Origin of the sequence: Pseudomonas sp. JS425, assembly GCF_018223845.1 — a bacterium.
Classification (GTDB): domain Bacteria; phylum Pseudomonadota; class Gammaproteobacteria; order Pseudomonadales; family Pseudomonadaceae; genus Aquipseudomonas; species Aquipseudomonas asiatica.
This window is the reverse complement of sequence record NZ_CP073661.1, coordinates 2154001-2160000: the sequence shown is the minus strand read 5'-3', so window position 1 is coordinate 2160000 and position 6000 is coordinate 2154001. Positions and strand designations below refer to the sequence as shown.

Annotated in this window: 5 protein-coding genes and 1 pseudogene; 3 read left to right on the top strand and 3 right to left on the bottom strand. The window is 64.7% G+C overall.

What is annotated here, in order from left to right; translation table 11 throughout:
* Positions 1-1809, bottom strand: a complete 1809-nt coding sequence (locus KDB76_RS09925) for an aminopeptidase P family protein (protein WP_038409198.1) — start codon at positions 1807-1809, stop codon at positions 1-3.
* 220 nt (positions 1810-2029) lie between these two features.
* Here KDB76_RS09925 and KDB76_RS09920 point away from each other — a divergent pair.
* Positions 2030-3149, top strand: a pseudogene (locus tag KDB76_RS09920) (DUF3182 family protein).
* A complete protein-coding gene (locus KDB76_RS09915; protein WP_013971846.1) occupies positions 3133-3903 on the top strand; it encodes an alpha/beta fold hydrolase in 771 nt (256 codons plus the stop codon). The pseudogene KDB76_RS09920 and the gene KDB76_RS09915 overlap by 17 nt, the downstream one beginning before the upstream one ends.
* Here KDB76_RS09915 and KDB76_RS09910 read toward each other — a convergent pair.
* Both KDB76_RS09910 and KDB76_RS09905 read right to left on the bottom strand, forming a co-directional pair.
* Positions 3882-4262, bottom strand: coding sequence for an antibiotic biosynthesis monooxygenase (locus KDB76_RS09910; RefSeq protein ID WP_024086608.1), 381 nt, complete (start codon positions 4260-4262; stop codon positions 3882-3884). The two genes, KDB76_RS09915 and KDB76_RS09910, sit on opposite strands and share 22 nt — an antisense overlap.
* Before the next feature lie 105 nt (positions 4263-4367).
* The gene (locus tag KDB76_RS09905) at positions 4368-5351 is read right to left on the bottom strand and encodes a helix-turn-helix domain-containing protein (RefSeq protein WP_024086607.1); all 984 of its coding nucleotides are present in this window, start codon (positions 5349-5351) and stop codon (positions 4368-4370) included.
* Between the two features lie 82 nt (positions 5352-5433).
* On the opposite strand from KDB76_RS09905, the gene KDB76_RS09900 reads away from it, so the two are divergent.
* The gene (locus tag KDB76_RS09900; RefSeq protein WP_024086606.1) at positions 5434-5982 is read left to right on the top strand and encodes a cysteine hydrolase family protein; all 549 of its coding nucleotides are present in this window, start codon (positions 5434-5436) and stop codon (positions 5980-5982) included.
* The last annotated feature ends 18 nt before the right edge of the window (positions 5983-6000 follow it).

Genomic DNA, 6000 nt, shown 5'->3' with positions numbered 1-6000 from the left:
TCACAAGGGCGCAGTACGCGCCTCCAGCCAGGCCAGCGCGTCCCCCTTGAGCAACGGCGCCAGACGCTCGCGTACCCTGGCGTGATAGCCATTCAACCAGTCCAGTTCTTCCCTGGTCAGCAACTCGGGCACCAGACAGCGGGTATCGATCGGGCATAGCGTCAGGGTCTCGAAGTTCAGGAAGTCGCCGAAGGCGCTCTTGCCGACCTCGCGGTTGACCACCAGGTTCTCGATGCGCACACCCCACTGTCCTGGACGGTACGTACCCGGCTCGATCGAGCTGATCATGCCCACCTGCATCGCGGTCTGCGGCGTGGGCGCCGCCTGGTAGGCAATTACCTGCGGCCCCTCGTGCACATTCATGAAGTAGCCCACGCCATGCCCGGTGCCATGTCCGTAATCCACCTGGTCAGCCCAGATCGGTGCCCGGGCAATGGCGTCGAGCAACGGCGATAGCACGCCTCGCGGGAAGGTGGCCCGCGACAAGGCGATCATGCCTTTGAGCACGCGTGTGCAATCCTGCCTCTGTGCAAGGCTCGGGTTGCCCACGGGCACCATGCGCGTGATGTCGGTGGTGCCCCCCAGGTACTGCCCGCCCGAATCGATCAGCAGCAGACCATCGCCCTCGATGACCGCGTGCGACTGTTCCGTGGCGCGGTAATGCGGCATCGCGCCATTGCCGTTGAAGGCGGCAATGGTCGAGAAGCTCAACGACACGAATCCCGGGCGGCGGGCACGGGCGGCACTCAACTGCTCGTCGACCGTCAGCTCGGTAACCAGCTCACGACCAAGGTTGGCCTCTAACCAGGCGAAGAATTCGCACAGGGCCGCGCCATCCTGCTCCATCACCTGCCGGATGTGCACCAGGTCCTCATCACCCTTGCACGACTTGCTCAAGGTGCTGGGGTTGAGCCCCTCGACCAGCTCCACCTCGGCCGGCAGGTTATCCAGCAGGCCGCAGGTCACCCGGGCCGGGTCGACCAGCAATCGGCTCCCGGCCGGCATGGCGGCGAGGGCCTTGCCTGCTTCGGCGTAGTCACGCACTTCGATACCGTCGGCCGCCAGCACCTGGCGTAGATGTTCGTCGAGCTTGTCCTCGCCGACGAACAGGATGGCCTGCTGCTGGCTGATCAGGGCAAAGGCCACGAACACCGGATTGTAGGAAACATCGCTACCGCGCAGGTTGAACAGCCAGGCGATGTCATCCAGGGTGGCGATGAAATGCCAGTCGGCCCCCTTGGCCTGCACGCTCTGGCGCAACTGCGCCAGTTTTTCCGCACGGCTCACCGTGGCGTGCGGCGGCAAATGCTGATACACCGGGTTGCCTGGCAGCGCCGGGCGCCCTTCCCAGGCCTGGCCCAGCAGATCCTTGTCAGTCACCAGTCGCGCCCCGCGCGCCTTCAGCCGATCGCTCAGTTGGCGCGCCGAAGCCAGCGCCATGACCGCACCATCTACTGCCACGCTGCCGTTGGGCTCGACGTGATCGCCCAGCCATTCCAGCGCACCAGGCTTGCCCGGCAACAGTTTCATCAGCTCGATGCCACTGCCCGCCAGCTCGTGTTCCGCCTGTTCCCAGTAGCGGCTATCGACCCACAACCCGGCAAAGCCAGCCGTGACCACCAGCGTGCCGACGGAGCCATGGAAACCGGAAAGCCACTGGCGCCCTTGCCAGTAACCAGGCAGATATTCGGAAAGATGGGGGTCGGCCGAAGGTACCAGCAAGGCATCGATGCCTTCTGCGGCCATGGCCTGGCGAACCAGCGCCAAACGCTGCGGCACGCTTTGCCCAAGGGTGGTCTGAACGTTCATGCGCTCTCCTGCGGCTACATCACGGTTTATCCAGTGTGCCGATAATGGAACAGCCGCCGAAGCCCTGCAATCTTGGCGACCGACACACGGCATGCATTGCCCGTGACGCCCTGCGCATACCGGACATTTCCTACAGACGGGCCAGAACCACCGATCAAGTTCCGCTGAACTTCCACAAAGCACCGGCTTCACACTGAGTACATTCATTGCACACAGGCAAATGACCATGCCCAACGCCTGCGCCCCTAAAAGCGGCGTGGTGCTGCTCGACACCCGCGCGCCCCCCCCCCGACCACGAGCATGCCGTGCACCTGAAGCTTGCCGACGGCCTGGCCCGCCTTCTGGGCTGCCCGCACGTGCAACCCAGCCAGCCACCAAGCGCCACCGACGGCTACTACTACCTGCCCACCGAAACCCTGGTCGATCCCGAACGCCATGCCGCCCTCGGCATCTGCAGCGAACAGGACCTTTTCGGTGGCCTGGTCGCACACCCCTACATGGCGACCAAGGCGATTTCCCACCCGCTGCCGGCCGGGGCCAGTTTCCCGCCGGGCTGGACCGATGCCTTCGCACGGCAAGCCTGCGATGCCCTGCTGCGCGGCTACACCGTATTCAGCAAGGCCGATGCACGGACCGCCGCACAGCTGTTACTGACGGACGGCCCGTTGCGAATCAAGCCGGTACTGGCCTGCGCAGGCCGTGGGCAACAGGTCATAACCACGGCGGATGAGCTGGAACCGCTGCTGGCCGGCATGGATGACCAGGACCTTGCGCTATGGGGGTTGGTGCTCGAGGAAGACCTGAGCGAAGTGCAAACATTCAGCGTTGGCCAGGTACGTGTCGCCGGCCTGACCTGCAGCTATCACGGCACCCAGCAACTTACCCGCGACCATCAGGGCACGGAAGTGTATGGCGGCTCCGACCTGGTAGTGGTACGCGGTGACTACCAGGCACTGCTGCAACTGCCGCTGGACGAGCCGCTGCGCCTGGCCATCAACCAGGCGATGGCCTACGAACAAGCCGCCGAGCAGCACTTCCCCGGCTTCATCGCCTCGCGGCGCAACTACGACATTGCCCGCGGCGTGAACCCACAGGGCCACCTGCGCAGCGGCGTACTCGAGCAATCCTGGCGCCTGGGCGGTGCCAGCAGTGCCGAACTGCTGGCCTTGCAGGCGTTCGCCGACGACCCGGCATTGCAACGGGTACGTGCCTCCACCCATGAAGTGTTCGGCACCCCCGAACTCCCCACTGACGCCACCCTCTTTTACCAAGGAAACGACAGTGAACTCGGACAACTCAGCAAATTTGCGCGGATTCGCGAACATGACCATTCAGAGTGAAACCGTTGAACTGCAGGTCGAGGATGACAGCATCGTCGGCACCCTGGTCAGCCCCGGCAGCAAGATGCCGGGCATCCTCTTCGTCCACGGCTGGGGTGGCAGCCAGCAACGCGACCTGGCCCGCGCCCGACATATCACCGGGCTGGGCTGCGTGTGCATGACCTTCGACCTGCGCGGCCACGAAAAAACCGAAAGCCAACGGCTGACGGTCACCCGCGAACAGAACCTGACCGACCTGCTGGTGGCCTACGACCGGCTGGTAAGCCACCCGGCCGTCGACACCAGTGCCATCGCCATCATCGGCAGCAGCTATGGCGGCTACCTGGCCACCTTGCTGACCCGTGAGCGGCCGGTCAAATGGCTGGCCCTCAGGGTACCCGCAATGTACTGGGACGACGAATGGAACCTCCCCAAGCAAACCCTCGACCGGCAACGGCTGAACGCCTATCGCCAGCGCCTGCTCGGCCCGGCAGACAACCGCGCACTGGCAGCTTGTGCCGAGTTCGGAGGCGATGTACTGCTGGTCGAGTCCGAGCAGGACGACTACGTGCCGCACAGCACCTTGATGAGCTACCGCTCGGCATTCGTCAGCGCCCATTCGCTCACCCACCGCATCGTCGACGGCGCCGACCACGCGTTGTCCAGCGAAGAGAGCCAGAAAGCCTACAGTTCGATCCTGGCGGCATGGGTCAGCGAAATGGTCATTGGCGCCCGCCTGGATCGCTACCCGCACTACGCGCCCTGGTATGCCTGAGGCTCGCCCACCTGGCAATGCAGGCCGCCATCGGCACCGCGCACCAGGCTGCGCAGGGTCTGGTAGGCAGCAAAGTTGACCCCACGCGCCTGGTACTGGCCAAGCAGGTCGAGAAAAGGTTCCCCGACGAAATATACGGCCGCCGCTGCCCACGCCTGGCGGGACTGCCATTGCAGGTACTGCAGCACCCGGCTGCCATCGTCGCTGGCCTGAATACTGACGCCCTGCAGCCCTTCGCAACGCGCGGCCAGCTCTTCGCTGCGCGCCACCAGCGCTTGGGCCAACGCCTGCTGGAACTTGCCAGGCACTTCATATTCGATCATCTGGGTAAACCACAGGGCATGGGATTTTGCCGTCATGAACGGTCTCCTGGTGACGGACGCCTACAGCGCGATGCCGAGCAGGGTAAAACCTCAAGTTATGTCAAGGTCAAGCGGTTTTCCGCACCGGGAACGCCCCGCGTCCTAACCCGATACCGCGAAGCGCCGCCGGTAATCACTCGGGGTCAGGCCGGTTATGCGCTGAAACACCTTGCGAAACGCACCCGGGTCCTGGTAACCGACGCCCCAGGCGATCTGCTCGACATTGCGCCGGGTGAACTCCAGCAAGCGGCACGCGCGCCCCACCCTCACCTGCTGGCAGTACTCGGTTGGCCGTAGCCCCGTGGCAGCACGAAAACGCCGCAGGAAGGTGCGTTCCTCCAGCCCCGCGCACGCAGCCATGCTGGCCAGATCGGCATCCTGCCCACCGTTGCCCTGCAACCAGTGCTGCACTTTCAGTACCGCCTCATCGCCATGGTCCAGGCGTGGATTGAACACTGCACCAGGCAGCGGCGCCGCGACCGGGTCGACCGCCAGGTAGCGGGCAGTTTCCCGCGCCACCGTCGCGCCCATGAAGCGCTCCAGCAAGCGCAAGCCCAGGTCGGTCCAGGCCATCAGCCCCGCCGAGGTGACGATGTCGCCATCGTCCAGCAACGGCTGCTGGGCCTCGACCCGCACCTTGGGAAAACGCTGGGCAAGCGAATGCACGTGGTTCCAGTGGGTACAGGCCGGGCGCCCGTCGAGCAGACCACTGGCGGCGATGAAAAACACCCCGATGCACACCGATGCCAGCACCGTGCCGTGCCCGTGCAACTGGCACAACGACGCGCGATGGTGCTCAAGCAGCTCACCCTGTGGTGCCGACTCCAGGCTTGGCGGAATGATCAGCACCCGCAGATCGGCCGCGGCGGCAGGTGGGCTCTCAGGGGCAAGCTGCAACCGCCCTGCCTCGTCTGCCTGCCAAAAGCTGATACGCACCGATGGCAACTCGACAGCACCCAGTTCGGCAACCACCCGGTTGGCTACCAGAAAAAGGTCGGCCAGCCCATGCACGGCAGCACGCTGCGCGCCGGGGTACAGCAGCAGGCCGATGTCCAGGCTGGCGGGGTTGTCAGTTTTTGCCTGCATAGTGTCGTTCGCGCCAATCCTCAGGTCAGTGCACACAGCCTATAACTAACGACATCCAACGACTACTGCCACAGGAGGCAGCATGAGCAAGCAGGCGCTGATCATCATCGACATCCAGAACGACTACTTCCCCGGCGGCAAATGGACCCTCGATGGTGCCGAGCAGGCGGCCGACAATGCTGCCCGCCTGCTGGCGGCGGCGCGTCAACGGGGCGACCTGGTGGTGCATGTGCGGCATGAGTTCGACAGCGCCGATGCGCCGTTTTTCGCGCCAGGTTCGCAGGGCGCAGCGATCCATGCCAAGGTAGAGCCTCGGGCCGATGAGCCGGTGGTGCTGAAGCACAAGGTCAACGCCTTCCTCGGTACCGACCTTGAGCACACGCTGGACCGGCATGGCGTCGAGGCCCTGACCATCGTCGGCAGCATGAGCCACATGTGCATCGACGCCGCCACCCGGGCCGCGGCCGACCTGGGTTATGACGTGACCGTGGCGCACGACGCCTGTGCCACGCTGCCACTGGAGTTCGATGGCAATCGGGTGCCGGCGGCGCAGGTGCATGATTCGGTGATGGCGGCGTTGGCGTTTGCCTATGCCAAGGTGGTCAGGACCGATGAGTTGCTGAATAGCTGATCAGGCTTGCTCAGCACC

Excerpts from the sequence above, each read along its gene's own strand:
- KDB76_RS09925 (WP_038409198.1), bottom strand. The coding sequence starts at position 1,809 with ATGAACGTTCAGACCACCCTTGGGCAAAGCGTGCCGCAGCGTTTGGCG.
- KDB76_RS09915 (WP_013971846.1), top strand. The coding sequence starts at position 3,133 with ATGACCATTCAGAGTGAAACCGTTGAACTGCAGGTCGAGGATGACAGC.
- KDB76_RS09910 (WP_024086608.1), bottom strand. The coding sequence starts at position 4,262 with ATGACGGCAAAATCCCATGCCCTGTGGTTTACCCAGATGATCGAATAT.
- KDB76_RS09905 (WP_024086607.1), bottom strand. The coding sequence starts at position 5,351 with ATGCAGGCAAAAACTGACAACCCCGCCAGCCTGGACATCGGCCTGCTG.
- KDB76_RS09900 (WP_024086606.1), top strand. The coding sequence starts at position 5,434 with ATGAGCAAGCAGGCGCTGATCATCATCGACATCCAGAACGACTACTTC.